The 22,302-nt window shown below is 70.0% G+C and carries 24 protein-coding genes and 1 pseudogene; 14 read left to right on the forward strand and 11 right to left on the reverse strand.

Going from position 1 to position 22,302, the window contains the following annotated elements; translation table 11 throughout:
• Positions 1-20: 20 nt before the first annotated feature.
• Complete coding sequence (locus P3102_RS24885; protein WP_125795218.1) at positions 21-293, reverse strand: hypothetical protein; 273 nt, start codon at positions 291-293, stop codon at positions 21-23.
• Positions 294-628: 335 nt separating this feature from the next.
• A complete protein-coding gene (locus P3102_RS24890; protein WP_276362214.1) occupies positions 629-2,191 on the reverse strand; it encodes an adenylate/guanylate cyclase domain-containing protein in 1,563 nt (520 codons plus the stop codon).
• Between the two features lie 287 nt (positions 2,192-2,478).
• Here P3102_RS24890 and P3102_RS24895 point away from each other — a divergent pair, with 287 nt between their 5' ends.
• Positions 2,479-2,733 (forward strand): hypothetical protein, encoded by a 255-nt coding sequence (locus P3102_RS24895; protein WP_276362215.1) that lies wholly within the window; start codon positions 2,479-2,481, stop codon positions 2,731-2,733.
• Between the two features lie 34 nt (positions 2,734-2,767).
• Here P3102_RS24895 and P3102_RS24900 read toward each other — a convergent pair whose 3' ends face one another.
• Positions 2,768-3,490 (reverse strand): MerR family transcriptional regulator, encoded by a 723-nt coding sequence (locus P3102_RS24900; protein ID WP_276362216.1) that lies wholly within the window; start codon positions 3,488-3,490, stop codon positions 2,768-2,770.
• 62 nt (positions 3,491-3,552) lie between these two features.
• On the opposite strand from P3102_RS24900, the gene P3102_RS24905 reads away from it, so the two are divergent.
• From P3102_RS24905 to P3102_RS24915, 3 genes are all read left to right on the forward strand, one after another.
• Positions 3,553-4,029: a DUF6194 family protein gene (locus P3102_RS24905; protein ID WP_276362217.1), complete on the forward strand. Its 477-nt coding sequence runs from the start codon at positions 3,553-3,555 to the stop codon at positions 4,027-4,029.
• Positions 4,030-4,050: 21 nt separating this feature from the next.
• Positions 4,051-4,755, forward strand: a complete 705-nt coding sequence (locus tag P3102_RS24910; protein WP_276362218.1) for a TioE family transcriptional regulator — start codon at positions 4,051-4,053, stop codon at positions 4,753-4,755.
• Between the two features lie 218 nt (positions 4,756-4,973).
• A complete protein-coding gene (locus P3102_RS24915; protein WP_276362219.1) occupies positions 4,974-6,134 on the forward strand; it encodes a S1 family peptidase in 1,161 nt (386 codons plus the stop codon).
• Positions 6,135-6,184: 50 nt separating this feature from the next.
• Here the strand turns inward: P3102_RS24915 and P3102_RS24920 are convergent, their stop codons facing one another.
• The 4 genes from P3102_RS24920 to P3102_RS24935 form a co-directional block, all read right to left on the reverse strand.
• Positions 6,185-6,664, reverse strand: a complete 480-nt coding sequence (locus P3102_RS24920) for a DinB family protein (RefSeq protein WP_276371340.1) — start codon at positions 6,662-6,664, stop codon at positions 6,185-6,187.
• 61 nt (positions 6,665-6,725) lie between these two features.
• Positions 6,726-7,697 carry an alpha/beta hydrolase gene (locus P3102_RS24925; protein ID WP_276362220.1) on the reverse strand — a complete coding sequence of 324 codons (972 nt, stop codon included), beginning with the start codon at positions 7,695-7,697 and terminating at the stop codon, positions 6,726-6,728.
• A gap of 13 nt (positions 7,698-7,710) precedes the next feature.
• Entirely contained in the window at positions 7,711-8,175 is a 465-nt protein-coding gene (locus P3102_RS24930) for a DinB family protein (RefSeq protein WP_276362221.1), read from the reverse strand.
• Positions 8,172-8,765, reverse strand: coding sequence for a class I SAM-dependent methyltransferase (locus P3102_RS24935; RefSeq protein ID WP_276362222.1), 594 nt, complete (start codon positions 8,763-8,765; stop codon positions 8,172-8,174). The genes P3102_RS24930 and P3102_RS24935 overlap by 4 nt, the downstream gene beginning before the upstream one ends.
• Before the next feature lie 68 nt (positions 8,766-8,833).
• Between P3102_RS24935 and P3102_RS24940 the strand changes: the two genes are divergently transcribed.
• On the forward strand, positions 8,834-9,406 hold the full coding sequence (locus tag P3102_RS24940) for an XRE family transcriptional regulator (protein WP_276362223.1): 573 nt from the start codon (positions 8,834-8,836) through the stop codon (positions 9,404-9,406).
• Here the strand turns inward: P3102_RS24940 and P3102_RS24945 are convergent, their stop codons facing one another.
• Positions 9,407-10,009: a response regulator transcription factor gene (locus P3102_RS24945; protein ID WP_276362224.1), complete on the reverse strand. Its 603-nt coding sequence runs from the start codon at positions 10,007-10,009 to the stop codon at positions 9,407-9,409.
• Entirely contained in the window at positions 10,006-11,109 is a 1,104-nt protein-coding gene (locus P3102_RS24950; RefSeq protein ID WP_276371341.1) for a histidine kinase, read from the reverse strand. The genes P3102_RS24945 and P3102_RS24950 overlap by 4 nt, the downstream gene beginning before the upstream one ends.
• A 120-nt stretch (positions 11,110-11,229) precedes the next feature.
• Between P3102_RS24950 and P3102_RS24955 the strand changes: the two genes are divergently transcribed.
• From P3102_RS24955 to P3102_RS24970, 4 genes are all read left to right on the forward strand, one after another.
• Positions 11,230-12,114, forward strand: a complete 885-nt coding sequence (locus P3102_RS24955) for an ABC transporter ATP-binding protein (protein ID WP_276362225.1) — start codon at positions 11,230-11,232, stop codon at positions 12,112-12,114.
• A 23-nt stretch (positions 12,115-12,137) separates the two neighbouring features.
• Positions 12,138-12,857 (forward strand): ABC transporter permease, encoded by a 720-nt coding sequence (locus P3102_RS24960; RefSeq protein WP_276362226.1) that lies wholly within the window; start codon positions 12,138-12,140, stop codon positions 12,855-12,857.
• 23 nt (positions 12,858-12,880) lie between these two features.
• Positions 12,881-14,374: an alpha/beta hydrolase gene (locus P3102_RS24965; protein ID WP_276362227.1), complete on the forward strand. Its 1,494-nt coding sequence runs from the start codon at positions 12,881-12,883 to the stop codon at positions 14,372-14,374.
• Positions 14,375-14,850: 476 nt separating this feature from the next.
• Positions 14,851-15,474 (forward strand): LuxR C-terminal-related transcriptional regulator, encoded by a 624-nt coding sequence (locus P3102_RS24970; RefSeq protein ID WP_276362228.1) that lies wholly within the window; start codon positions 14,851-14,853, stop codon positions 15,472-15,474.
• Between the two features lie 9 nt (positions 15,475-15,483).
• On the opposite strand, the gene P3102_RS24975 is transcribed toward P3102_RS24970, so the two are convergent.
• A complete protein-coding gene (locus tag P3102_RS24975; RefSeq protein ID WP_276362229.1) occupies positions 15,484-16,128 on the reverse strand; it encodes a response regulator transcription factor in 645 nt (214 codons plus the stop codon).
• A gap of 93 nt (positions 16,129-16,221) precedes the next feature.
• Between P3102_RS24975 and P3102_RS24980 the strand changes: the two genes are divergently transcribed.
• The 4 genes and pseudogenes from P3102_RS24980 to P3102_RS24995 all read left to right on the forward strand — a co-directional run.
• Positions 16,222-18,462 (forward strand): helix-turn-helix domain-containing protein, encoded by a 2,241-nt coding sequence (locus P3102_RS24980; protein WP_276362230.1) that lies wholly within the window; start codon positions 16,222-16,224, stop codon positions 18,460-18,462.
• Positions 18,463-18,515: 53 nt separating this feature from the next.
• Positions 18,516-19,163 (forward strand): TetR/AcrR family transcriptional regulator, encoded by a 648-nt coding sequence (locus tag P3102_RS24985; RefSeq protein WP_276362231.1) that lies wholly within the window; start codon positions 18,516-18,518, stop codon positions 19,161-19,163.
• Positions 19,164-19,405: 242 nt separating this feature from the next.
• Positions 19,406-20,071 carry a response regulator transcription factor gene (locus P3102_RS24990; protein WP_276362232.1) on the forward strand — a complete coding sequence of 222 codons (666 nt, stop codon included), beginning with the start codon at positions 19,406-19,408 and terminating at the stop codon, positions 20,069-20,071.
• A gap of 131 nt (positions 20,072-20,202) precedes the next feature.
• Positions 20,203-20,384: pseudogene (locus tag P3102_RS24995) on the forward strand (glycosyltransferase); the annotation flags it as partial.
• A gap of 172 nt (positions 20,385-20,556) precedes the next feature.
• Here P3102_RS24995 and P3102_RS25000 read toward each other — a convergent pair.
• Positions 20,557-21,192, reverse strand: coding sequence for a TetR/AcrR family transcriptional regulator (locus tag P3102_RS25000; protein ID WP_276362234.1), 636 nt, complete (start codon positions 21,190-21,192; stop codon positions 20,557-20,559).
• A gap of 76 nt (positions 21,193-21,268) precedes the next feature.
• On the opposite strand from P3102_RS25000, the gene P3102_RS25005 reads away from it, so the two are divergent.
• Positions 21,269-22,225, forward strand: a complete 957-nt coding sequence (locus P3102_RS25005; RefSeq protein WP_276371343.1) for a zinc-binding dehydrogenase — start codon at positions 21,269-21,271, stop codon at positions 22,223-22,225.
• Positions 22,226-22,302: the final 77 nt, after the last annotated feature.

Here is a 22,302-nt window from a genome sequence, read left to right on the forward strand (position 1 = left end):
CGACGACGGGGCGTGCTCCGTCAGCCGTAGACGATGCGGCGCAATTGCCGCTCGGACAGGTCGGGAGGCGCGACGAGACGACGGCTCAGTTCGACGGCGATCCGGGGGAAGATCTCGGGGTTCTTCCTGCCCTCTGCCTGCAACCTGGCATGCCGCTCTCGGACGTACTGCTCGACCGGCTGCCGGTAGAACGCCAGGACGTCCTCGACGACGCGGGCGGCGATGGCCGTCGACAGACCTGTCGACAAGGCCACCTGCTCGACGATGTCCGCGTCCTCCACGGAGCCCATCATGCACATCGAGGCGACGAAGCGCCAGTTCTTGCCCGAAATCGGGCAAGACTCACTGACTCAGTCGTTCTCCCGCCGTTAGTCGCCCAACTGCGGGCTTGCGTGCTCGGGCTCGGGTTCTTCACAGATGTCTCCTTCGACACGGGGATGGGGAGATCACCGTGCGCCGCCCCGGCTTCCGGAACAACGCCCTCACCAGGCGCGAAGAAACCGCTGTGATCGTTCACAGGACTCGGGCGCGCTCGCGTGCCAGGAACCGCCGGGTCCGCGGGCGGCGGAGCTAGGTCCACCGCGCAAGATTCACGACCCCTTCACAACGACTGTGAATCCACCACAGGTCAGGACTTGGGGATCGCGAGCGTGGTGGCCCGGGTGCGGCCCCGCAGGATGACGTCCTCCGTCGCCTTCCACTGCGCGGCCTCGTCCTCGGCCGCCGACTCGATCGCCGTCCAGGAAGCGAGCAACCGGGCTTCGACGTTCTTCGCCAGTTCGGTCAGCCGGGCGGCTTCGTTGACCGGGTCGCCGATCACCGTGTACTCGAAGCGCCGCGGATCGCCGACGTTCCCGGCGACCACCTCACCCGTCGCCACGCCGATCCCGGCCGGGCAGTCGGGCACCTCGGCCGCCAGCCTGCGCGAAATCGCCCGGCCCGCGGACAGCGCGAGGGTCGCGTGGTCCTCCAGCCGCACCGGCGCGCCGAAGATCGCCAGCGCGGCGTCCCCGACGAACTTGTTGACCAGCCCGTGGTTGCGGTCGACCTCGTCGACCACCACCGCGAAGAACCGGTTGAGCAGGCCGACGACCTCCTCGGGCGGACGGCTCGCGGCCAGCGTGGTCGAGCCGATCAGGTCGACGAACAACACCGACACCGTCCGCACCGTGCCGCCGAGTTCGGCGGAGGTGCGCATCGCCTCGATCGCGACGTCCTCGCCGACGTGCCTGCCGAACAGGTCGCGCAAACGTTCGCGTTCGGCGAGACCGGCGGCCATGCCGTTGAAGCCCGCCTGCAGCAGACCGAGTTCGGTGCCGTCGTAGACCGGGATCTCCACGGCGAAGTCGCCGGCCCGCACCCGGCCCAGCGCGTGCTGCACCGACCGGATCGGGTTCACCACGGCGCGGGCGGTGAACACGGTCACCAGCAGACCGAAGACCAGTACCACCAGGCCGAGCACGATGACCGAGACGGCGAGCTTCGTGGTCGACACGTCGCCGCGCGCCCACGCCAGCACCCCCGTGACCACCAGTCCCGCCACCGGTACGCCGGTGCCGAGGCACCAGAACAGCAGCATCCGCAGGTTGACCCCGCCGCTGAGCCGCCGGGCAGGCGAGGTGCCCGTCAGCGCCAAGGCCGCGTACGGCCGCAGGATGAACTCGCCCGCCAGGTAGGCGATCGCGCAGACGACCACCCCCGCGAACGCGACGACGAGCAGTTCGGTGAGCACGACCCGCGGCTGCACCAGCGCGGCCAGCACGCCGAAGACCACGGTCGCGACACCCCACAGCACCGCCTGGACCAACGTCAGGCGCAACGGGACACGAAGACTCGCCGCGCGCTCCGCTTCGGTCGGCGTCCGGCCGTCGGCCGCCCAGCGCAACGTCCGCAACGCGCCGCGGGTGCCCCACAGCGCACCCACCACCACGGCGGACACGACGTAGACGGGGACCGCGATCGCGGTGACCCGCACGAGTTCACCCGACATGCCGGGAGCGGGCATGAGCAGGGCCGCCAGCCCGACCACGACCAGCGCGCCGATGACGTTGGTCGCGATCAGCGTCCCGGTGAGCAGCCCTTGGACGCGACGCCGCAGCACGGCCGGGTCCTGATCGAGCGGACCGAGCAGCCAGGAGCCGAACGGTCCTTGCCCGCGGCCCCGAACAGTGGAGTCGTTGTCTGATCGCACCCGTGTCCCACCCGTTCACCCCGGTTCGAGTGAACGACTGTACACCGAAGCGGCGCCGTCGTCAGCGGACGGTGCCGGAGCCGATCAGTGTCGTCGCGTCGGGTTCGGTCACGCCGTAGGCAGCGCGGTGAAATCAGCGGCCACGGTGCCGAAAGCGCGCTTCGGGAGACAGGTCGCGGCGACATCCGGTTCGCGCCCCGTGGGAACACGCCTGCGACGGACGGAGGCAGCGGGAACCTCCATCCAGTGGGCGAATCGCGCACCGTTCCGGCCCTAACGTGGTCGACATGAGGAAAACCTTGCTCGGCCTGCTCGGCGCGGCCGCCGTCATGGGCGCGATCGCCACCCCGGCTTCCGCGACTTCACTCGAAACCAGGGAATTCGTCGGCCACGGATCGAGCGATTTCGGCCTCGCGTTGTTCCACGCCCGCCACGACGCCAGGACCCAGGCGGAACAGGCCGGCTTCACCGACTGCGAGGAGTACTTCAAGCTGGTCATCTCACCCTACGACGCGACGGTCTTCTGGCGCTGCACCCGCTGACCCGCGGCTCCGAGCACGCGAGTTACGCCTTCGATCACGCGAGTTCCGTGCCTGGACACGCGGCCACCACGCGGGACAACTCGGCGGTGCCGTCGAAGAGCGCCCGCGAGCGGGCCGTGATCCCGGCGTCCCGCACGGAGAGCGCCGCCGCGACGTCCTCCAGCCGCCGGGATCGCCGCAGCTCCGGCATCAACGCCCGCAGGGGCGCGACGCGATACCCGGCCAGCCGCAGCTGCTGCACGATCCGCGCGTCCCGCACCTGGGCCGGCGTGTACCGCCGGGTCCCCCGCTCATCGCGGCCGGGGACGACGAGCCGTTCCGCGTCCCAATGGCGCAACGTCGAAGGGCGCACGCCGAGCGCCGACGCGAGTTCGGAGACGCTCATCGAGTCCGAACCGCGGACGTCTTCGATCGGTTCGCGGGAGATCACCCGGACGGCTTCCCTGGCCTCTTCGAGGTCCGCCCGTTCGGCGGCGAGCCCGGCGTGGGCGGCGTCGAGGAGCGCGAGGACGCCGGGGAGCGGATCCCGATGCAGAGCGCGGACGATCCTCTTCGCCTCGACCGGCCCCACTCCGGCGGCGAGCGCGCGATAAGCCAGCGCGGACCGGAGGTGGATCTCCTCGTAGCTGCGGTAGCCCGAGGCGGTCCGTGTCGCCGCCGGGAGCACGCCGTCACGTTCGAGATCACGCACCTGCTGCACCGAGCAACCCGCCCGGCGAGCGATCTCCGCGGTGCGCAGCGATTTGAGACTTGACACCTTCAGCCCCTCGAAACCGTACCCGGACCCTCCACAAGCACTTTAATGTGACGCTTGAGCACGTGAACATCGACGACATCATCGGCCTCGTGGCCGACCTCGACGGCGTCCTGACCCTCACGCCGGGACCAGGCGACGAGTGGCCGGAGCTCAGCTGGGGCGACGCGTTCTTCTACTACTCCCCCGACGGCGTCGTCCCGGCGAACGTCCAGCCCTTCGCGACGGTCGTGACCAAGAACTATCCCGGCGACGAGACCTCGCGGCTGGACCGGCCGGGCACCTTCCGGGTGAACATCCACGCGGGCAAGGAGGAGTTCACCCGCCTGCTCGGCCGCGCTCCCCGGGACGCGGCGGACACCGACGTCGACCCCGCCGCCGCGGACACCGTGCTCGCCCATCCCCTCTACGGGGCCGCGGGCTGGCTGGCGGTGGTGAACCCGGCGTCGAAGACCGAAGCCACCGTCCGCGCACTGCTCGGCACGGCTTACCGGCTCGCCCGCACGCGGTACGAACGCCGCGCGGATTCCTCACGCGGTTAACGGAACGAATATCGTGAGGCGGTGGGCCGAACCCTTCACCCCCGCGAACGGCTCAGGCCAATCGACCTGGCCCGTGAGCACGGCCTGTCCACGCAGGCCGTCCGCAACTACGAGGCGGACGGCATTCTGCCCGCCGCCGAACGCGGTCCGCAGGGCTATCGCACCTACACGCCCCGGCACGCCCAGGCCCTGCGGACGTTCTTGGCCCTCGTGCCAGGGCACGGCCACGCGACGGCGGCGTCGATCATGGAGGCGGTCAATCGAGACGCGGCCGAGGAGGCCCTCCGGCTCGTCGACGAGAGCCACGCGCAGCTGCTCGAGGACCGCCGCACCCTCCAGACCGTCGCGGACGCGCTCCGCGAGCTCGAACCCGTGCCGCAGGAGCGGGGCGAGCTGTTCGTCGGTCCGCTGGCCCGGAAACTCGGCGTCCGGCCCGCCACGCTGCGCGAGTGGGAGCGGGCGGGCCTTCTGCGGCCCGGACGCGATCCGCGGACCGGTTACCGCGTCTACGGCCCGGCCGACGTGCGCGACGCCAAGCTGACCCGTCAGCTCCGGCGGGGCGGCTACCGGCTGGAGCGGATAGCGCCGCTGATCGACCAGGTTCGCTCGGCCGGAGGTGTCGTTCCACTCGAGTCGACGCTGAGCGACTGGCACGCGCGGCTCTCGGCGCGAGGCCGCGCCCTGCTCTCCGGCGCAGCGGCACTGAACACCTACCTCGATTGCTGACACTTTCAAGACAATGACACTTCCACGCAATTGAATTCGCGACGATTCACGCCTTTACGCCTACGAAAGTAGGACCGTGATCACGGAACCTACTTTCGGCGCTACGGCGGCGAAGACGGGCGCTCGTACTGTGCGTCACGTCGAGATGAACCGCCCGGTCCCTGCCTTTCCACCTATTCCGGCGGTTCGTCGTTCCCTCTTTGTCGAAGGAAATTCGCATGCGAATTCGCGGACCCGTCATGTTCACCCTGCTGAGCGTCTGCGCCGGAATCGGCGCGTTCGCCGTCCCGGCGACCGCCGCGCCGGTGACCGCCTACGACCAGACGATGTTGGAGACCCTCGCCGCCCAGCTGCGCGTCAGCCCGCTTCAGGCCGCGCAGAAACTGGACCACGAGAAGAACCTGATCGCCTCGCTCGAGAGCGTCAGAACACGCGGTCTCCACACCGACGGCGCGTACTTCGACGACGCCGGCGCCCTCGTGGTGAACGCCGCCGACGCCGGCTCCGCCGAAGCACTCCGGTCGGCCGGGCTGACCCCGCGCACCGGCGCCCGCGGCGAGAACGCGCTGAACGCCCTGTCCGCCACCGTCGGCAAGGTGATCGGCGAGGACGTCGGCCAGGTGCAGGCGTGGGGTCCGGAACTCGCGGCCGACAAGGTCGTCGTCACCGTGCAGCCGGGTGCCGACAGCACCCTCGTGCGCCGCCTCACCGCACTGCCCGGCGTGGCGGTCCAGACCGGTGTCGCCAACGGCAACACCACGCAGGCCGACGTCATCCCCGGCCAGATCATGGACCTCGACCCCGGCACCAACTGCTCGCTCGGCTTCCCCGGCACCACGAGCAACGGCAACAACGTGCTGCTCACCGCCGGGCACTGCGTCGAAGGCAACCCGGACATCCTGAACCGCAACGGCGTCCACATCGGACGGGGCGTCGCCACCCAGTTCCCGTCGGCCGACATGGGTCTGATGGACATCGACGCCGAGGACACCGGCCGCGGCTACGTGGACACCCGCAAGGGCACCACGGTGCGGATCACCGGCAGCTCGAAGGCGCCGGTCGGCACCACGCTGTGCAAGGCGGGCAACACCACCGGCTGGACCTGCGGCAAGATCACCGCCTACAACCAGACCGTCCGCTACAGCGGCGAAAGCGTCGCCACCTCCGGGCTGGCGAAGTCGACCGTCTGCACCGAGGGCGGTGACAGCGGCGGCGCCTACATCGCGGGCAACACCGCGCAGGGCATGACCTCCGGCGGCCCCGCCGACGGGCACGACTGCGGCTACAACCAGGGCGCCAACGCCACCGGTTCGTACTCGTACTACCAGCCCGTCGTGGACGCGGCGAACAAGTACGGGGTCACGCTGACCCGTTCCTGACGAAGAACGCCCGATGGCGGGGAGCGCCTGCTCCCCGCCATCGGGCTTTGTCACGCGTTCAGGATCTGCTCCCGCAGGATGTCGGCGTGGCCGCCGTGCTGGGCGAGTTCACGCAGCATGTGCAGGTACACCCAGCGCAGCGGAAGCGGACCCCGCCGGTTGCCGTGGAGCAGGTCGTCCAGGTCGAGGGCCGACGCCGCCTTGCGCGACGCCTCGCAGGCTTCGCGATACGCCTGCCGCACGGTGGCGATCGTGTCCTCCTCGTCGAGGACGAACGATTCGTCAGGGGTGGCGGGGAGACCGATCTCGGTACGCGGGCGGCAGGTGACGGCTTCGTCGAACCACACCTTCTCCACGAAGGTCGCGTGCTTCACGAGACCGAGCAGGGTCGTGCGGGAGGGGACGAGCGAGCGGCGCGCCTGCTCCTCGGTCAGTCCCTCCAGGCAGTCGTCGAGCACCTGGCGATGCTCGTCGAGGAACACCTCGAACTGTTCGCGGAAGCGATGGTTGAGGACGTCCAACGAAGGCATCGGGGAAGAGGACACGGCCGAAGCATGGCAAAAGTCTTCGAGCACGGGCAACCGAGATGTCCTACTTCAGGAACTCGACCAGTTCGGCGCGCACGAACTCCGGATTCTCCTCGGCGAGCCAGTGTCCCGCCCGCGGCACGTCGACCGCGCGGACCAGGTTCGCGACACGGGGTGCCAGAGTGGCCTTCTGTGGTTCGAGCAGACCTTCGGCGGTCATCAGCAGGGTGGGCGTGGTGATGGGTTTCGCGCCGGCGTTCGCGGTCGCGTCCCGGCCGAGCGTGCGGTAGAGCTCGAAGCCGCCGTGCAGGACCTCCGGCCGGGTGTAGGTGCGGGCGTACTCGTCGACCTCGGCGTCGTCGAAGGGTGCCGGTGCTCCAGGACCGCCGAACGCGGTCCCCGAGTAGGCGACCTGGGGATAGAACAGGGACAGGTACTCGCGGACGTCGTCGCCGACGACCGCCTCGGGCACCGTCTTCTGCGAGTGGAAGGCGATGTGCCAGCTCAGGTTCCGGTAAGCCGTCGCGTCGAGCGCGGGACCCGGCAACGGCAGGTCGAGATAGGCGAGTTTGGTGAGGTCACCGGGGAACTGCGCGGCGTACTGGAACGCCACCGCGGCGCCGAGGTCGTGGCCGGCGATCCGGGCGTCCCGCAGGCCGAGCCGTCCGGCGACCAGGCCGTGGACGTAGCGGGCCAAGGTGGCTTTGTCGTAGCCGGGTGGTGAGCCGGTGCTGTCGCCGAGACCGGGCAGGTCGAGGGCGTACACCGTGAAGTGCTCGGCCAGCGCGGGCATGACGCGGTGCCAGCCGTACCAGGTCTGTGGCCAGCCGTGCAGCAGGACGAGCGGAGCCCCCTTCCCGCCGGTGACGTAGTGCATCTTCACCCCGTCGACGTCGGCGAACTCGTGGCGGAACTGCCGAGAGAAAGCCGCGTCGCCGCGGGTGATGCGCTCGTAGGGCGGAGCGGTGGCCGAGGGCGAACCGCAGGCGGTCGACAGGACGAGGGCCGCGACGAACGCGGCGGCTCGGTGAAGCATGGAAGTCTCCGTTTCAGCGCCCGGTGGCGCCGTCGATCAGTTCACGCAGGATGTCGGCGTGCCCCGCGTGCCGTGCGGTTTCCTCGATCAGATGAGTCAGCGTCCAGCGCCGTGATCCCCGGCGGGGCCCCGCCGCGTCGAGGCCGTTCCAGGACGCGATTTCGGCGTTCGCCTCGGCGATGGTTCCCCGGTAGGCGGCGAGAATCGACACCGTCGTGTCGTCAGGGCCCGGCTGGAACGTCGCTTTCCAGTCGGTGACCCGGTGGCCGAGCAGCCAGTACCGTTCCACCTGGGTCAAATGCCCGACCAGGCCCAGCAGGTTCGTCCCCGACGGCACGCCGGGTGCCCGGGCCTGCTCTTCCGGTATTCCTTCGGCCTTCGCCGCGATGGCGGAACGCAGGTGGTCGAGGAACCCGGTGAGCACGTCTTTCTCACCAGGGCCCGTCGAAGGCGGCCCGGCGTCGCGTGCACGGCTCATCGCCCCGCCCTCCGCAGGATCAGGACGTGGTCGATGACGGTCGCTGTCCGGCCCGCCGGGCCGGTGGCCAGGCGTTCTGCCGCCTCCGCACGGTCGATCGACCATTCCGCCGGGTCGAGATCCAGTTCGGCCGCCACGTCGTCGGGAGTGGGGTACTCGGCGTCCTGGTCCCACGACCAGGGCGCGGCGGAGCCGTGATCGACGACGACCAGCCGCCCGCCGGGGTTCACCGCACCCGCGGCGGTGCGCAGCACGCGGGCTCGATCCAGCTCGAACGGAGTATGGAAGTACTGTGCTGACACCAGGTCGAAGGTGCCGTCGGGGAAGCCTTCGGCGAGATCGACCCGGAGCGCCGTGATCGGTCCACCGCGTGCCCGGAGCGCGCGCACGGCCGCTCCGGAGAGGTCGACCGCGGTCACCCGCCAGCCTCGGGCGGCCAGCCACAACGCGTCGCCCCCGCTCCCGCAGCCCAGGTCGAGCGCGGTGCCCGGGGACATTCTCCCGACGATCTCGACCAGCCTCGCGTTCACCTTCGGCGTTCCGGCGCCACGCCGTTCGTGGAGTTCGTCCCAGAAATCCGTCGCGTTCATGACCCCCACCTTCACCTCGGAGCAGCCGGATTGGCACGAAAACTTGCCGACCTGGCAAGATCGACGGCATGGCGGACGAGACGGACGAGGTACTGGACTCGGTGGGCCCCCGGTTGCGCGCCCTGCGCAAACACCGTGGCCTGACCCTGGCCGCGTTGTCGGCGGCGACCGGGATCTCGGAGAGCACCTTGTCGCGCCTGGAAAGCGGCGGACGGCGGCCCACCCTGGAGCTGCTGCTCCCGCTGGCCCGCGTGCACGGCGTGCCGCTCGACGACCTCGTCGGCGCTCCCCGTACCGGCGACCCGCGGATCCATGTGCGGCCGATTCATCGGCACGGCATGACGTTCCTGCCGCTCACCCGGCGCGCCGGCGGGGTGCAGGCGTTCAAGATGCTCATCCCCGGCCGTGACGGACCGGCGGAACCCAGCCCGAAGACCCACGGCGGCTACGAATGGGTGTATGTCCTCAATGGACGACTGCGGCTGGTGGTCGGCGACCGCGACCTGGTGCTGCCGCCCGGGGAGGCCGCCGAGTTCGACACCGCGCTGCCGCATTGGCTCGGCTCGGCCGACGGTCACGCCGTCGAAACGCTCGTCCTGTTCGGACCGCAGGGCGAACGCGCCCACGTCCGGCCACGCTGACTACAGCCAATCGTGCTCGCGGGCGTACCTGGCCGCTTCGTGCCGGGTCTGCGTCTGGGTCTTCTGCATGGCGTTCGAAAGGTAGTTCCGCACCGTGCCCTGCGCGAGGTAGAGACGGGCGGCGATCTCGGCGACGGAATAGCCTTCGCCGGTCACCCGCAGGACTTCGAGTTCCCGCTCGGTCAGTGGGCAGTCGTCGACCACGGCCAGCGCGGAGACGTCCGGGTCGATCCAGCGTTTGCCCTCGTGGAGGGCGGCGATGACGAAGGTGATGTGCGACGGTTCGGCCGCCTTGCCGACGAAGCCCTGCACCCCGAGTTTGAGCGCTTTGCGGAGCACGCCGGGTTTCGCGTGCCGGGTCAGCATGAGGATGACCTGGTTCGGCCGGGTGCGGCGGATCTCCGCGACCGCGCCGAGGCCGTCCACGCCGGGCATTTCGAGGTCGATGACGAGGACGTCGGGCTCGTGCCGCAGAGTGGCCTCGACGGCCTCCTCGCCGTTCTCCGCTTCGGCCAGGACGGTGATCTCGCCTTCGAGCGGGAGCAACGCGGCCATCGCCTTGCGGAGCAGGGCTTCGTCGTCGGCGAGCACCACCGTGGTCATGCTTCCTCCCCGGCCGGGAAGGACGCGGCCGTCACGAACTGCCCGTCTTCCTGTTCCACCGTCAGTTCGCCGCCGTCCGCGGCGACGCGTTGCCGGAGCGCGGCCAGCCCCCGGAGTTCGGGCAGCGGCCCCCGCTGGGCGCCGTCGTTGACGATAGCGATGCTCCATTCCGACAGGGTGATCCGCACGCGGGTCGCCTGGGCGTGGCGGAGGATGTTGGTCGTGGTCTCCCGCAGCACCTGGCCGAGCAGCCTTCCCGCCTCCGGGTCGACGTCCGCCTCCCGGTCGACGCGCACGCGGATCCCCGCGGCCTCGAACAGGTTCCTCGCGTTCTCCAGTTCGGCGGACAGGTTGAGCCGGCGCTGGGCATAGGCGAGTTCCTTCGTCTGGGTGATCGTGTCGGCCACGAGCGCGTGGATCTCCCCCAGCTCCTGTTTGGCCCGTTCGGCGTCGATGTCCACCAGCCTCCTGGCGAGCGCGGTCTTCAGCTTCACCACGTGCAGCGTATGGCCCTGGATGTCGTGCAGATCGCCGGCGAACCGGACACGTTCGCGGATCACGGCCAACTCCGCCTCTCGTTCGCGCGACTCCTCGAGTTCCTGCACGACGTCGTAGAACCGCTTGTTGGGGAACATGAGGCCGAGCACCACGGCGGTGATCGCCGCCGGGACGAGGACGAAACCGGTCAGCTCGCCGGTCACGTCCTCGTGGGAGACCAGGAGCCTCGTGGCGCCCACCCCCGCGATGTAGGCGATGAGCGCGACAGCCGCCGCGACCCGGTGGCGGGGAAGCTGGGGGACGACGAGCGAGCCCACGAGGAAGACGCCGAAGAACGCCGAACCGCCGCCCGCCACCAGCACCGAGAACGGCCACACGGCCGCCGTGACCACCAGGCACGGGATCGCGACCCGCAGGACCTCCCCCGCCGCCCACCGCACGAACGCGACCATGGCCGCCAGCACGCCCGCGCCCAGGACGACCGCCTGCCACCAGGTCCGCGCGTCCGACGCCACCACGATCACCCCGCTGACGAAGAGCAGCGGGAAGAACATGGTGAGGTTGAGCCTGCGCAGCTTTCCCTGCGCCGGTTCGGTGTCCACGGCAGACATGGGACCAGTATCGGCCCTGCTCGACGGTGGGCACCAGTGACACCACGTCATGGGTCGGTGGTGACGTGACGGCACTGCCCTGGCGGGGCCCCGGCGGGTGAAATCCGGGGTATGACTTCGACACCAGTGATCGACGTTGAGCGGCTGAACCTGAAGTACGGCGACTTCCACGCCGTGAGGGATCTGTCCTTCCAGGTCCGGCGAGGCGAGTTCTATGCCCTGCTGGGCACGAACGGGGCTGGGAAGACCTCGACGCTGGAAACCCTGGAAGGGCACCGGACACCGACCTCCGGCACGGTCCGGGTGCTGGGCAAGAGCCCGCGTGACCGCGCCGCGGTGCGTCCCGAGATGGGGATCATGTTGCAGGAGAGCGGATTCTCCCCGGACCTGACGGTCAAGGAATCGGTCCGCCTGATCGGCACGCTGACCCGGCGCACGGACCGGCTCGAACGGGTACTCGGCGTCGTGGACCTCACCCGCAAGGCCGACACGAAGGTGGCACAGCTTTCCGGTGGCGAGAAGCGGCGGCTCGATTTCGCGACCGCGGTGTACGGCTCGCCGCGGCTGGTGTTCCTGGACGAGCCGACGACCGGTCTGGACATCCAGTCGCGGGACGCGCTGTGGGACGCCGTCGACAAATTGCGCGAGGACGGTTCGACGATCGTGCTCACCACGCATTACCTGGAGGAGGCGCAGCAGCGCGCCGACCGCGTCGGGCTGATGCACCGCGGGACCTTCCGCGAGGAGGGCACGGTCTCCGAACTGACGCGGACGCTGCCCGCCGTGATCCGGTTCTCACTGCCACCCTCGGCGCCACCGCTGCCGCTGCGAGGCAGGCGTACGGCCGACGGGAAGTTCGTCATCGAGACCCACGGTCTGCAAAAGGACCTGCACGTGCTTTTGCGGTGGGCGCAGGACCACGCGATCGACCTGCAGGACCTCGAAGCGGGCCCCACCCGGCTCGACGACGTGTTCCGCGCCATCGACAACGACTAGCCGACTCTCCACAAAGGACCAACATGCTTTCGATAGCCCTTGGCGAGCTGATCCAGATCTTCCGGAATCGCTCCGTCCTGATCACCAGCTTCGTGATGCCCCTCGCCGTCTCCGCGTTCTTCATCCACCAGCACGAAACCTTCGCCGAGATCGGCAGTCTCGGGTACATCGCGGCGATCGTGATGTTCACCGTCTGCGCGTTCGGCCTCTACGCCAGCTCGGTGACCACGCTGGCCTCGCGACGGCAGAACCTGTTCCTCAAGCGGTTGCGCTCCACCGCGGCCGGTGACGGCTCGATCCTGGCCGGGCTGGTCCTGCCGGTCACCGTCATCGCGCTCGTGCAGGTGGCCGTGATCATGACCGTGCTGGGCGTGGTCGCCGGAAAACCCGCGAACATCGCCCTGCTGGCGGTGGCGGTGCTCGCCACCGTCGCCATGATGATCGGGCTCGGCCTCGCCACCGCGGGCCTGACCAACTCTCCCGAGCACGCCCAGGTCACCACCCTGCCGGTCAGTCTCGGCGTCCTCGCCGTGGCGACCTGGGTGGGCATCTCCGGCACCGACGAGCTGCCCCTGCTCAAGCGGCTGCTACCGGGCGGCTCGGCCACCGAACTCGCCGTCGACGCCTGGAACGGCGGCGTCGCGGTCACCGATTCGCTGCTCCTGCTCGCCCCGACGCTGGCCTGGGTCGTCGTCGCCGTCGTCCTGGCTTCCCGGCTCTTCCGCTGGGAACCGCGCCGATGACCGTCCGAAGTGGAGGAACACTCATGCGCAAGGCCCTCATCCCCGTTCTCGCGGCCGCCTTGGTGACCGCGGCGACCCCCGCTACCGCGTCCGCGGCTCCCCCGCCGAAATGGGGACCGTGCCCGCGAGAGGCGGCGGGGCTCGGGCTGGACTGCGGCACCATCGAGGTGCCGCTGGACTACCGCGACCCTGGCGGGAGGACCATCGAAATCGCGATCTCGCGCCTGGCGAGCACCAAGCCGGAGAAGCGCCGCGGTGTGCTGCTGACCAACACCGGCGGCCCCGGCGGTGAAGGCCTGGCCTATCCGGCCACTCTCAAGAAGCTCGCCATCCCGCAGGAAGTGCTCGACAGCTACGACGTGATCGGGATGGACCCGCGAGGCGTCCACAACAGCACGCCGGTGACCTGCGGACTGTCGCCCGCGGAGCATCCGACCAACATCCCGAGGTACGCCCGCGACTCCGCCGACGTCACGACCGAGGCACAGCGGGTCGCCGCCGTCGCCGCGAAGTGCGGTTCCTCGGCCACCGCGCCACTGCTGCCGTACATGACCACCGCCAACACCGCCCGTGACCTGGACCGGGTCCGCGAGGCGCTCGGTGAGCGGAAGGTGAGCTATTTCGGCATCTCGTACGGCACCTACCTCGGATCGGTGTACACCTCGTTGTTCCCGGAGCGCAGCGATCGGTTCCTGATCGACAGCGCGACCGGCCCCGGCGGCTGGGACGCCTCCTTTTCGCGACTGCTCGGGCGCGGTGTCGAAGACCGGTTCCCCGACTTCGCGAAGTTCGCCGCCTCGAAGCCCGAATACGGCCTGGGCCGGACGCCGGCACAGGTGACGGCGAAGTATTTCGAGCTCGCCGCACGGCTGGACAGGACACCGAGCCCGGACGGCTACAACGGCCAGGTGTTCCGCCACGTCACGTTCGCCGAGCTCTACTACGACAAGAGCCTGCCGCGTCTGGCCGAGACCTGGCGCGCGCTCGACACCGGGAAACCCGTGCCGCCACCCGCGTCCACGTCCATGTCCGCCGGTGCGGGATACCCGCCGGACAACTACATCGCGAGCCAGCTGCACGTGATCTGCAACGACTCCGACTGGCCGGAGGACGTCGGGACCTACCGGCGCAACGTCGCGATCGACCGGTTCCGCCACCCGATGTTCGGCGCGGCGGCCGCCGACGTCACGCCGTGCGCGTTCTGGCCGTCCGAGCCGATCGAACCGCCGGTGAAGATCACCGGCCGCGGTCCGTCGAACGTGCTGATCGTGCAGAACCTCCGCGACCCGGCGACGCCGCTGGCGGGAGCACGGAAACTGCGTGCGGCCTTCGGCGACCGTGCCAGGATGGTCACCGTCGACCAGGGCGGACATCTGGCGTACCTGTTCAAGGACAACGAGTGCGCCAACGACCTCGCGACCGCTTTCCTGGTCACCGGCGCGCGGCCGCGGCACGATCTCGCCTGCGGGAGTCAGCGGCAGGTCCGGGCCGAAGGCAGCACCCCGTCCGGCAAATAGTCCCGCGTCGCCGGCGAGGGGTACATGAAGGCCCCCTTCCTGTACCCAGGCGCAAGGAAGGGGGCCTTCATGTACCGCACAGTCGCGGCGCAGCGTGGTCGCCGAGTCGCGTCGAAAGGGACAGGGCGGTCATCGGGCCATCTCCTTGCTCGCTTCGGTCAGCGGCAAGATTTCCGATCGGCGGCCATGATCACGGCACGCGGTGCCCCTTCGGCCATTCTCGGCTGGCGCGGGAAGCACGACGCGGCCGATCGCGTTGCCGGAGGCCGTCTCGGCGGACGAGAATGGCCGCGAGCCACGCGGAAAAGGGAGCGACCCACCATCAGGTGTGGGGGTCACCGAGGCGGGCCGCCACCCGATTTCCACCGTACAAGAGGTGTGCTCGCTCGTGCGGGCAACGCTTTCTGTACCGGTGGCCCTTGACAAATCGAGGATCCACAGTGGACTGCGGACCGTCCACGACGGAAGAGGAACACATGCGAGCAGTTCGGGTGAGCGTCTGCGCCCTGGACCCCATCACGAAGGCCGGAACGGCCGACCTCCTCGGCACCCGCGCGTCGGTGGCGGTGGTCGACGGCCGGACACGGGACGAAACCGAGGTCGTCGTCGCGGCCTTCGACCGGCTCGCGGCCGACGCGGTCGCCGCGTTGCGCGAGGTCGCCGTCGCACTCGGCAAGCCGATCGTGCTGGTGACCGACCGGATCGAGGAGGGCGGGCTCGCGGCCGCGGTGGCGTGCCGGGTGGTCGCCATCCTGCCCAGGTCGGCGATGACCGATTCCCGGGTGGCGGACAGCGTCCGTGTCGCCGCGTCGGGCACCGTGTGCCCGCCGTCGGCGCTGCTCGGCAGGCTGACCGAACACGCCGAGCGGCTCCACCGGGAGATGCTCGCGCCGAGCGGCCCCGCCGGATCCGCTCTCTCGTCGCGGGAGATCGACGTCCTCCGGCTGATGGCCGACGGATTCGACACCCAGGAGATCGCCACCGAACTGTCCTATTCGGAACGGACGGTGAAGAACGTCATCTACGCCGTCACCGACCGGCTGCGCCTGCGGAACCGATCGCACGCGGTGGCGTACGCGATCCGCGAAGGGGTCATCTGAAACCGGTCGTCAGATGAGGCCTTCTCGGAGCGCGTACGCCACGACGTGGGTGCGGTTGCGCAAGCCGAACCGGCTGAGCAGGCCGTGCAGGATGTTCTTGACGGTGCGGTCGGAATAGGCCACCCGCCGGGCGATCTCACCGGTGTCGAACCCGTCCGCGAGCAGCCGGAGCACTTCGGTCTCGCGGGGCGAAAGGCCACTGAGGGTGAGCTCACGCGGCTCCAAGACTTCCTTGTGCAGCCGCGAAATCCCCCGCAGCAGGCTGCCGAGCTGGTCTGCGGGCAGATCACCCCGGCCGGCGTGGGCGTCGGCGACCGCGCGCAGCAACCGCGCGGGCGTCGCCTCGGCGCGCGCGACGACGACGGCGAGCCCGCGTTCCACCGCGGCCCACAGTTCGGCCTGGTTGGGCTGATCGGCCACCAGCACCAGCCGGGCGGACCCGGTGGGGATCCGGCGCGGCTCGTCCCCCGCGACCGCGACGAGGACGTCCGCGTCCGCCGGGTCGTCCCGCACCGTGATGCCGGGACCGTCACCGAGCGCGCTGCGCAGTCCCGCCCGCACGAGCGGGTCGTCGGCGTGCACGGCGACCAGGATCTCCCGGCGCCCTTCGGTCCGGGCGACCCGGCGGACGGGCGTCGTCATGATCGTCGACATGGGTTCCAGGTAACCGGCCACGCCGAAGCCGGGACAAGCGGAAGCGGGGGGCAGCTTTTCGACGGCGGAAGCCTGCCGGTTGAATGGACCGCGGTGGAACCGGTGGAGGCGAGCGAGACGCGGTCGGTGTTCGGCAAGCTGCTGCTCGAACACCGGCGGGCCGCGGGCTGGACACAGGGGCGGCTGGCCGCGGCCTCCGGCATCAGCGTCCGTGCCCTGCGCGAGCTGGAACGCGGCCGCGCGCGAGCAGCCCAGCAGCGCTCCGCCGAGGTGCTGGCCGACGCGCTCGGCCTGACCAGGGGTGACCGGGAGTTCTTCCTGACCGTCGCCAAACAGGGACGCCGCCGGAAACCGGCGCTGGCCGCCCAGGCCGCGGCGACCTGCGCGCTCCCCACGCCGCCGCCGGATCTGTCCGGCCGCGAAAAGGAACTGGAGCAGTTGTCCGCGAAGGCCGCCGAGGGTGGTGGCGTGGTCGCGATCGTCGGACAGGCCGGGGTCGGGAAGACCGCGCTCGCGGTGACCGCGGCGGATCTGTGGCGTGCGGAGTTCCCGGACGGGGTCTTCGCGATGGATCTGCGCGGGATGGACGAAGAACCACTGAGCGCCCGCGCCGCGCTCGACCGGCTGCTGCGCGCGCTGGACGTCGCGCCGGGACAGGTACCCGCCGCCGAGAACGACCGGTCGGCGTTGCTGCGGATGCTGCTCGAAGGCCGCAAAGTCCTGCTGCTGCTCGACAACGCCGCCGACGAGGTCCAGATCCGGCCGCTGCTGGTCGCCGAGCCGGGCTCCCTCACCCTGATCACCTGCCGCCGCACGCTCGCCGGCCTCGAAGGCGCCCGGTGGCTGGGGCTCGAACCACTTTCGGATGGTGGCGCGACCGGCCTGCTCGCCAGGATCATCGGCGCCGACCGGGTCGACGCGGAGCCGGCGGCGGCGCGGGAACTCGTCGCACTGTGCGGATTCCTTCCGCTCGCCGTCCGGATCGCGGGCAACCGGCTCGCGACCCGGCCGCAGTGGTCACTGGCTCACCTGGCCGACCGGTTGCGTGACGAAGGCACCCGGCTGCGCGCGCTCGCGGCGGGCGACCTGCAACTGCGCTCGGCGTTCGACCTGTCCTATCGCGCGGTCTCGGCCGGGGCGCGGCGCCTGTTCCGGCGGCTGGCGACCGTGCCGGGCGCCGACTTCGGCCTCGAACTCGCGGGCGTCGTGTCCGGTGCGGCCCCCGCCGACGTCCGCGATCAGCTCGACGAGCTCGTCGACGCCAGCCTCCTGCAGGCCACGGCGGATCCGGAACGGCACCAGTTCCACGACCTGATCCGCCTGTTCGCCGAGGAGCGGTTCGAGACGGAGGAGGACCCGGCCGCGCGGGACGTCGTGCTCACCCACCTGCTCGGCAAGGCGGCCGAGGCGGCCAGGCTTTTCTACCCCGAAGCTCGGGAGACCGGCCGGTTCGCTTCGCGGGAAGAAAGCGCGCGCTGGCTGGAGATCGAGGCCGGGAACTGGATCGCCGCGCATCGGGTGGCGGCGCGGCAGGGCCGGCGCCGGGAGGTCTGCGATCTCGCCATCGCGCTGCACTGGTACTCCGACGGGAGGAGCTCCCAGCGGCCGTGGTGGGAGATCTTCTCCCTCGGCGCGACCGCGGCGAGGGAGCTCGGCAACGCCGGAGACGAGGCGAAACTGCTCAACTTCGTCGGCTGGGCGTGCAGTGTCTGCCTCGACGACGCCGAAGGGGCCGTCGAGGCACACCGCCGCGCGCTGGACATCGCCGTCCGGATCGGCGACCGCACCGAACAGACCTGGGCGTCGATCTACCTCGGCCAGGTGCTGCGATCCGTCGGGGAGGACGCCGAGGCGTTCGAATTCGCGAAGCGCGGCTATGAGCTGGCGGACGAATTACCGTTCTGGGACGGGCAAAGCTCGGCACGGAACGTCTACGGGTACGCGTTGCTCGCGGCGGGCGAGCACGCCGAAGCACTCGCCGTCCACCGTGGCGTGCTCGCCGACGCCGAACGGCTGGCGGCCGACACCTACCCCGGCCTCCGCCGGATGTTGAAGGCCCTGTCCCTGCGCGCCATCGGTGACGTGCTCGGCGACCTCGCCGAATGGCGGGAGGCGGCGGGCTATTACCGCACCAGCCGGTGGCTCTCGTGGGAAGGCGGTTTCGACGCGATGGAGGCGATCTGCGCGTTCCGCGAAGGGCGGGCCTGGCGGAAAGCGGGTGCTTTCGAGGAGGCCAGGGAATGTCTCACCCTGGCCGTCGAGCTCTCCCCCGCGCCGTCCTTCACCGCCCGGCGGGAACAGGCTTTGGCCGAACTGACGCTGTTGCCCGAGTGACCGCTCACGGAGAAGCGCCGACTAGGCTGCGGGCCGACGGAGCGGGAGGGCCGATGACGGACGCGGACGGGCAGAGCCCGCGGGAGCGCTACCGCGACCAGGTGCGCGCGGAGATCAAACAGCACGCGTGGGAGCAGATCGCCGCCGCCGGGGTGCCCGCGCTGTCGCTCAACGCGATCGCCAAGCGGGTGGGAATGAGCGGCCCTGCCCTGTATCGGTACTTCGCGAGCCGCGACGACCTCGTCACCGCGCTCATCCGCGACGCCTATCGAAGCCTGGCCGACACGATCCGGGCGGCGTTCGACGCCGGTGCCGACCTGACCGGGCTCGCCGTCACCATCCGGGACTGGGCCCGGAGTGATCCGCAGCGCTACTTCCTCATCTACGGCACCCCCGTCCCCGGCTACCACGCGCCCGACGACACCACCGCCATTTCGGACGAAGTCATGGCCGTGCTGCTCGAAGCGTCCCGCGCGATCGCCGTCGACAAGCCGGAAACCCCCTTCGACAAGCATCTGGACGGCCACCGCGCCTGGGCGGGCGACGATCCGGCCCCGTCCGCGACCCTGCATCGCGCGCTGGCCTTCTGGACCCGCCTGCACGGCGTGCTCTCGCTCGAGCTCGCCGGCCATTTCACCGGCATGGAATTCGATCCCGGCCTGCTGATCGCGGACGAATTGGACGACCTCACGACCCGGTGACCGGCGTTCGTCCCAGTTCGCACTGAACCTTCCCCCCTTCCGGGCGTCTTGCCCGGTGACGTTGCCGCCATCCGTGGGAGCCGAGGCCGCGGCGGTTGACATGCGACATTGCAAGGTTATAACTTCTAAGTAAAGCAAGAACCACTCACATTGCGGATCGACCGCCCGCACACCCGACGGGCGGCGGCCGGTCCGCCCGGCCGCTTCAGGGTTTCCGAGCGCTTCGGAGGGGGACTTCGATCATGATTCACCGGGAGAGGCTCAGCAGGAGAACCGATCGCGTCAAAGTCGCCGTGCACGCGCCGGATCTACTGGCCGGGCTGGGCGCGACGAGCATCCTCGGCGCCGACGAACGGCTGGACGTGCTCGCCGAAACCGACCTCGGGCCTGCCGAAGTGATCGTGACGGTGGGGAATTCGATCGGCGACGGGGTCTTCACCTTCCTTCGCCAGGTTCGTGCCGCGTCGTCACTCCCGTCGCCGCCGAGATGCGTGATCGTCACCGACGATTTCCCGGTCCAGGTCCTGATGACGGCGATCGAATGCGGCATGGCCGCCTTGCTGCCGCGGCGCGATCTCGACGGTGAGCATCTGGTGCGGACGATCCTCGCGGTCAGCCAGGGCGCCGGTGCGCTGCCGCCGCGCCTGCAGGGCACCCTGCTCTCCCAGCTCGATCGGATCCAGGAGGACCTGCTGGTCCCCCACGGTCTCGCGTTGTCCGGATTGTCCGACCGCGAACGGGAAGTGCTCCGCCTGCTGGCCGATGGCCATGGCACGGAGGAGATCGCGACCAAACTCGCCTATTCGGAGAGCACGGTGAAGAACGTGCTCCATCGGGTGATGTCGCGCTACGGCCTGCACAACCGCACGCACGCCGTCGCTTTCGCGTTGCGCACCGGCTCGATCTGAAGTCCGTCCAGAGTGGACATGTTCTCCTCGCCCCTTTCAATTTATAGCGGACAGGCGGTTTGCGGCAAGGCCACGGTCATCCCGCAGTATTGCGCGCCGAGGCCGGAAAACGCAGATATGGGAGTCGCGAAGTGCGTGTTTTGCTGACGACGTGGGGATCACGCGGGGATGTCGAACCCGTGGTGGGAATCGCGATGGCGTTGCGGGGACTCGTCCGGAGGCGCGAGTGTGCGCGCCGCCGGACGAGGAATTCGTGACCTTGCTGAAGCGGGCAGGTGTGCCGTTGGTGCCGCTCGGCCCGACGGTGCGCTCAGCGTCCGTGATGCGGCGTGGGAACAGCCGACCGTGGACCGGCCGGATCAGCCGCGGCCGCACAGGGCGTGGTCGATCACCGCGTTCAGGGGACTGCCCTCCGGCTTTTCGGCGCGCCCCGACGAGCCGAACAGGTCACCGCCGGGCTACGGCCACACGAGCGGATTCGCGTATCAACGGGTCTTTCCCGGCACCACGAGGGCCAGCCGCGCCACCGGTGGCAGCGGCGGCTGCTCCGGTGCGGCGCGGAAGGACTGGATCACCAGCGCGGCGAACCGCCGGGACGCCGCGACCTGCGCGGCGGGCGAAGCGGCCTGGATCCCGTTGTTGGCCATGAGCATGAGGATCAGGTCGTCGAACACGAAGTCGGCGCGGAGTTCCCCGGTGTCCTTGGCCCGGCCCGCGAGTTCGGCGATCGCCCTGAGTGTGTAGTCGCGGTCGGCGGTGAAATCCACCGCCTTGGGAAAAGCCGACACGAAAGCCGCGGTGAAGCCCCTGTCGCGCGAGTGCAGCTCGCAAAGCTTCTCGAGCACGGAACACAAGCCGCGCCACGGATCCGGATCGGCGAGCCCCTCCTCGACGACGACGTGACACGTCCTCATCTGGTCGGTGAAGGCCTCCGTCGCCAGGATTTCCTTGGTCGGGAAGTGGCGGTACAAGGTGGCGGGACCGACTTCGGCGCGGCGCGCGACCTCCCGCATCGGCACGGTCAACCCTTCGGCGGCGAACAACTCGCGAGCCGCTTCGAGGATGCGTCCACGGTTGTCCAAGGCATCCGAGCGCGGGATCCGAGACAAACGATCGGTCACCACTCTCACTTTAGCCGAAACGGACGGGGGCGTCCGTTAGCGTCGGCCACCGGTGATCAACGACCAGGAGACGAAGATGCGAGCAGTGGAGATCCGGAAGTTCGGCGCCCCCGAGGGCCTTGCCGTGATCGACCTACCCTCCCCCGTTCCCGCCGCGGGCGAGGTGCTGATCAACGTGGAAGCGATCGGCGTCGGCGGCGTCGACACCGTGATCCGGAGCGGGGCCCTCGCCGGTTTCGGCATCGAGGAAGGACATGTTCCCGGCAACGAGGTGGCGGGCACCGTCAGCGCGGTCGGCGCCGGGGTCGATCCGGCCTGGGCCGGGCGGCGTGTCTGGGCGGTCACCGGCGAGAGCGGCGGCTACGTCGAGCGAACCGCCCTTTCGGTGGAGAAGATCTTGCCCCTTCCCGACGACCTGTCCGCCACGGACGCGGTGACGCTCGGGACCTCCGGCATGGTCGCCCATTTCGCGCTCGCCCACGCCCACTTCGCCGCCGGCGAGTCGGTGCTGGTGCGCGGGGCGGCGGGCGGCATCGGGATCATGACGGTGCAACTCGCGGCGGCCGGTGGTGCGAGCGCGGTCGCGGTCACGACGTCCTCGGCCGCACGCGGCGACCGCCTGCGCGAACTGGGCGCGACCCACGTGCTCGACCGTTCCGGTGACGGGGACGGCCCGGCGGGTTACGACGTGATCATCGACATCGTGTCCGGTGTGGACATGCCCTCCTTCTTCGACCGGCTGAATCCGAACGGCCGGCTGGTGCTCGTCGGTGTGGTGGCGGGCATGCCACCGGCGGACTTCGGCACGAAGCTGATGGCGACGTTCCGGAAGTCGCTCTCCTTCACGGCCTTCAGCGCGAATTCGATTCCGGAGGCGGATCAGCGGGTGGTCGAGGCGGCGCAGTTCGCCGCGGCGGTGCGCGGCGAACTGCGCCCGGTGGTGCACGAGGTGCTTCCGCTGGAGGAAGCCGTGCTGGCGCACCGGAAGATGGACGACGGTGAGGTGTTCGGCAGGATCGTGCTGACGCCGTAGGCCGGTCCTTTGTGGAGGACCGGGCGACAGTGTCACCCGGTCAGTGCACTTTTCCCCATTACGGGCGCGCTCGCACT

It is taken from the genome of Amycolatopsis sp. QT-25 (genome assembly GCF_029369745.1).
In the GTDB taxonomy this organism is placed as follows: Bacteria; Actinomycetota; Actinomycetes; order Mycobacteriales; family Pseudonocardiaceae; genus Amycolatopsis.

What these genes read in the sequence shown, in the direction of transcription:
- P3102_RS24970 (WP_276362228.1), top strand. Translation starts at nt 14,851, where the DNA reads ATGCGAGCAGTTCGGGTGAGCGTCTGCGCCCTGGACCCCATCACGAAG.
- P3102_RS24990 (WP_276362232.1), top strand. Translation starts at nt 19,406, where the DNA reads ATGATTCACCGGGAGAGGCTCAGCAGGAGAACCGATCGCGTCAAAGTC.
- P3102_RS25005 (WP_276371343.1), top strand. Translation starts at nt 21,269, where the DNA reads ATGCGAGCAGTGGAGATCCGGAAGTTCGGCGCCCCCGAGGGCCTTGCC.
- P3102_RS24985 (WP_276362231.1), top strand. Translation starts at nt 18,516, where the DNA reads ATGACGGACGCGGACGGGCAGAGCCCGCGGGAGCGCTACCGCGACCAG.
- P3102_RS24975 (WP_276362229.1), bottom strand. Translation starts at nt 16,128, where the DNA reads ATGTCGACGATCATGACGACGCCCGTCCGCCGGGTCGCCCGGACCGAA.
- P3102_RS24935 (WP_276362222.1), bottom strand. Translation starts at nt 8,765, where the DNA reads ATGAACGCGACGGATTTCTGGGACGAACTCCACGAACGGCGTGGCGCC.
- P3102_RS24960 (WP_276362226.1), top strand. Translation starts at nt 12,138, where the DNA reads ATGCTTTCGATAGCCCTTGGCGAGCTGATCCAGATCTTCCGGAATCGC.
- P3102_RS24940 (WP_276362223.1), top strand. Translation starts at nt 8,834, where the DNA reads ATGGCGGACGAGACGGACGAGGTACTGGACTCGGTGGGCCCCCGGTTG.
- P3102_RS24930 (WP_276362221.1), bottom strand. Translation starts at nt 8,175, where the DNA reads ATGAGCCGTGCACGCGACGCCGGGCCGCCTTCGACGGGCCCTGGTGAG.
- P3102_RS24925 (WP_276362220.1), bottom strand. Translation starts at nt 7,697, where the DNA reads ATGCTTCACCGAGCCGCCGCGTTCGTCGCGGCCCTCGTCCTGTCGACC.
- P3102_RS24915 (WP_276362219.1), top strand. Translation starts at nt 4,974, where the DNA reads ATGCGAATTCGCGGACCCGTCATGTTCACCCTGCTGAGCGTCTGCGCC.
- P3102_RS24945 (WP_276362224.1), bottom strand. Translation starts at nt 10,009, where the DNA reads ATGACCACGGTGGTGCTCGCCGACGACGAAGCCCTGCTCCGCAAGGCG.
- P3102_RS24885 (WP_125795218.1), bottom strand. Translation starts at nt 293, where the DNA reads ATGATGGGCTCCGTGGAGGACGCGGACATCGTCGAGCAGGTGGCCTTG.
- P3102_RS24955 (WP_276362225.1), top strand. Translation starts at nt 11,230, where the DNA reads ATGACTTCGACACCAGTGATCGACGTTGAGCGGCTGAACCTGAAGTAC.
- P3102_RS24965 (WP_276362227.1), top strand. Translation starts at nt 12,881, where the DNA reads ATGCGCAAGGCCCTCATCCCCGTTCTCGCGGCCGCCTTGGTGACCGCG.
- P3102_RS24895 (WP_276362215.1), top strand. Translation starts at nt 2,479, where the DNA reads ATGAGGAAAACCTTGCTCGGCCTGCTCGGCGCGGCCGCCGTCATGGGC.
- P3102_RS24920 (WP_276371340.1), bottom strand. Translation starts at nt 6,664, where the DNA reads ATGCCTTCGTTGGACGTCCTCAACCATCGCTTCCGCGAACAGTTCGAG.